Below are 2,924 nucleotides of genomic sequence, written 5' to 3' on the forward strand. Positions count from 1 at the left end.
TCGGCAGACCCTAATAAGCCTGCCACTTTCGAGCAGGCTATGGCCCGGCTAAACGCAGAGTGCGACCAGGTCATGATCAAGAAGCAGCTTGACTACGGCAACCTGAACATCGCCATCTGGGACGTGTTGGGTGTGGCTGTACGCTTGACCGACAAGGTGATGCGGCTGCAGGAGTTGATTCTCAGTGGCCACTTGCCTCAGAATGAGTCGATCAGGGACACTGCTGTCGATATCCGTAATTACGGGCTCATTCTCCTTATGTTGATTGATGACCTGTGGGGGCTCCCTATGGAGGTCACCCAGAATACTGAGCAGGCTGAGGGGAGGTAATCGGATTATGTTAGTTTATCTTGCTGGTCCTGTCGATGGGGTGCAACGGAAGGAGGCGTTGGATTGGCGAGAGGGTGTGTCCCAGTACCTGAATCAAGCCAGTATCAGCACTTTCAGCCCGGCGCACGCTTTCTCTGTAGTGTACTTTGGCGGTAACAGCCCGTTAAATAATGCCACGGCCCGGGCAGTTACCGAGATTAATCGGTACGCCATCAGCCAGTCCTCTGTGATATTGGCTTACCTGCCAAAGGATTCCATCACGATCGGTACCATCCGGGAGATTGAATATGCTATTTCTATCGGTAAGCCGGTGGTGGTCCTGGTCGAGCGCACCGACACCCCTTTCTTGTCTCTGTACGACACCATTCAGGTATCTGATTGGGATGAGGCTGTCGGTGCTGTAATCGAAGCTCTGCTCACTGGCCCGTTCCACACCAGCACCACCTGATTATTGGAGGTGAGATCATGGTCCCGAGCACACCGCGGGAGTCTTCTATCGTGGCATCTACCATGAGGGAGCTGCGCAGGCGCGGGGCGATGGTGATTAAAATCCATGGAGATCCTTACATGCCTGGGGGCACACCTGACTTGATCGGGTGTGCCTCCGGGCGTTGCTTTGTACTGGAGGTCAAGCGTCCGGGGAAGAAGCCCCGGGCACTACAGGTACAGCAGCTAGAGAAGTGGAGAAAAGCTGGAGCTGTGGTCGGTGTGGTCACTAGCGTAAAGGAGGCGGTGCATCTTGTCTTCGGCGAATAGTGAGCGGTTCTGGCTGATCTGGCAATTTGTAGAAATGGCCCTGGACCTGGAGGCGGCCAAAGAGGATATTCGCCACGAATATCATGCTTGGTTTGCCGAATTAGCCATCAGCTCCCAGTTATACGAGGACGACGAGACTTTCAGCAAGGCTGCACGGATCGTGGATTTGGAGGCCAGGGTCTTAGCCAAGGTGACGGATGAGCACCGGCCCCTGGCCGTCCAGGTATTCCGGCTAGTGCAGCAGTGGCTGGAGCAGCTTGATGCCGCTACCCGCAGATATATATTTGAAGGTGGTTCGTCCCGGCGGCAATTTGTGGATAGAGTCGTCCAGTATACAATATGTCAAATAAATACTTGACAAAGATATGTAGTCTGTGGTAAAATGGAGGTGAAAGAAATGAAGATTGGAGGAATCTAGGATGCAGGTCAAGAAAGCTCAAATTGTGGTAAAGCATTGGATGGCCAGCAAGAAAGGCATCCCGCACGCCATTGATGCGTTGATCGTGCGGGAGACCGACCGGGCCCTCCTGATCAAGGGGCACGCCCTGGCCGACTCTCCCATCTGTTGCGTCCGATGTGGCGCAGCCCTGACCCATCCGGCCAGCAGGTTGGTGGGCATCGGGCCGGAGTGTGCCGATAAGTTGGGCATTCCCTACCCGAGCCGGAACCTGGGCGATTGGACGGAGGAGATGTTGGAGGCCATCCGGGCGAAGGTTCGGAAGATTAAGGTGGACTGCTGGCTCCCCAAGTCCACCATCAAGGAGATCGAGATCGTAGGTGTGGTCGAGATGGAGGACACGGGCGAGACCAAGAAGGATACCGCCCGGCCTAGGTACTTCGTCATCTGCCAGGACGGCCGAATCTACTGGTGGTGCCGGTTTGAGATGAATGGCATCGCCAAGAGTATTCCGGGCGTCCGGTGGAACAGGGAACTACGGGCCTGGGAATATCCGGCAACGCCGGCGGTGGCTGCCGCCATCGCCAAGCACACCCAGAGCGAGCACATTCATCCTGACGTTCTGGCGATGGCCAACACCATCATCGAAGCCGCCGCCGCTAAACGGATGAGCGATGAGGAGCTGCCGGACCACCCCAGCGGCACCCCCTCCTGGGCCCACCAGAAGCGAGCATTCCAATTCGCCAAGAATCTGCCTGCTGTAGGATTGTTTATGGAGATGGGGTCCGGTAAGACCAAGGTAGCGGTGGACCTGATCACCAACCGGAACCACAAGCGGATCCTAGTGGTCTGCCCTAAGTCCGCCATGGCGGACGTCTGGGCCCGGCAGGTGCCGATGTACTCCCATATCCCCATCGATGTGGTGATCCTGAACGGATCTACCGCCGGCAAAAAGATGGAGCAGGCCAAGGCCGCCCTGGCCCAGGCGGAGGAGGCCAACAGGCCAGTCATCTTAGTGGTAAATTATGAGAGCGTCTGGCGGAAACCGCTGGGGCCCTTCTTAAAGCAGGCCGGGTTGGATTGTGTGGTGTTGGACGAATCTCACCGAATCAAGAGCCCTGGCTCCCGAGTCAGCCTCTACTGCGCCGGGCTAGGTAAGCGGGTACCGTATCGGATGGCTTTGACTGGGACGCCAGCGCATAATAGCCCGCTGGACGTCTACGCCCAGTACCGCTTCCTAGATCCGGGGATATTCGGTACTAACTTCAGCGCTTTCCGGAACCGGTACGCCGTCATGGGCGGGTATGGTGGCTACCAGGTGATCGCCTACCGGATCAGCCCCACCCTGCCAGACGGCCGGCCGAACCCCTACTACAGTCTAGAACTGGACCGGGAGTTCCAGGAGCGGATGTACTCGATCGCTTTCCGGGTCCGAACCGGC

5 protein-coding genes are annotated in these 2,924 nt (G+C 57.1%); all 5 read left to right on the forward strand.

Annotation, left to right across the window (positions count from 1 at the left end; translation table 11 throughout):
- On the forward strand, nt 1–330 hold a 330-nt coding region (locus ACE4YL_RS00055), incomplete at its 5' end, for a hypothetical protein (RefSeq protein WP_461368963.1).
- Nucleotides 331–337: 7 nt separating this feature from the next.
- A complete protein-coding gene (locus tag ACE4YL_RS00060; RefSeq protein ID WP_461368964.1) occupies nt 338–778 on the forward strand; it encodes a nucleoside 2-deoxyribosyltransferase in 441 nt (146 codons plus the stop codon).
- A gap of 50 nt (nt 779–828) precedes the next feature.
- Entirely contained in the window at nt 829–1,086 is a 258-nt protein-coding gene (locus tag ACE4YL_RS00065; protein WP_461365924.1) for a VRR-NUC domain-containing protein, read from the forward strand.
- Nucleotides 1,070–1,444: a hypothetical protein gene (locus ACE4YL_RS00070; protein ID WP_461368965.1), complete on the forward strand. Its 375-nt coding sequence runs from the start codon at nt 1,070–1,072 to the stop codon at nt 1,442–1,444. Before ACE4YL_RS00065 ends, ACE4YL_RS00070 begins: the two co-directional genes overlap by 17 nt.
- 61 nt (nt 1,445–1,505) lie before the next feature.
- Nucleotides 1,506–2,924 (forward strand): SNF2-related protein (locus ACE4YL_RS00075; RefSeq protein ID WP_461368966.1); only part of this gene is annotated, 1,419 nt, incomplete at its 3' end.

This window comes from Candidatus Darwinibacter acetoxidans (assembly GCF_041936445.1).
In the GTDB taxonomy this organism is placed as follows: domain Bacteria; phylum Bacillota; class Limnochordia; order Darwinibacteriales; family Darwinibacteriaceae; genus DTU010.

Coding starts and splice junctions, on each gene's coding strand:
- ACE4YL_RS00060 (WP_461368964.1), top strand. CDS start 338: ATGTTAGTTTATCTTGCTGGTCCTGTCGATGGGGTGCAACGGAAGGAG.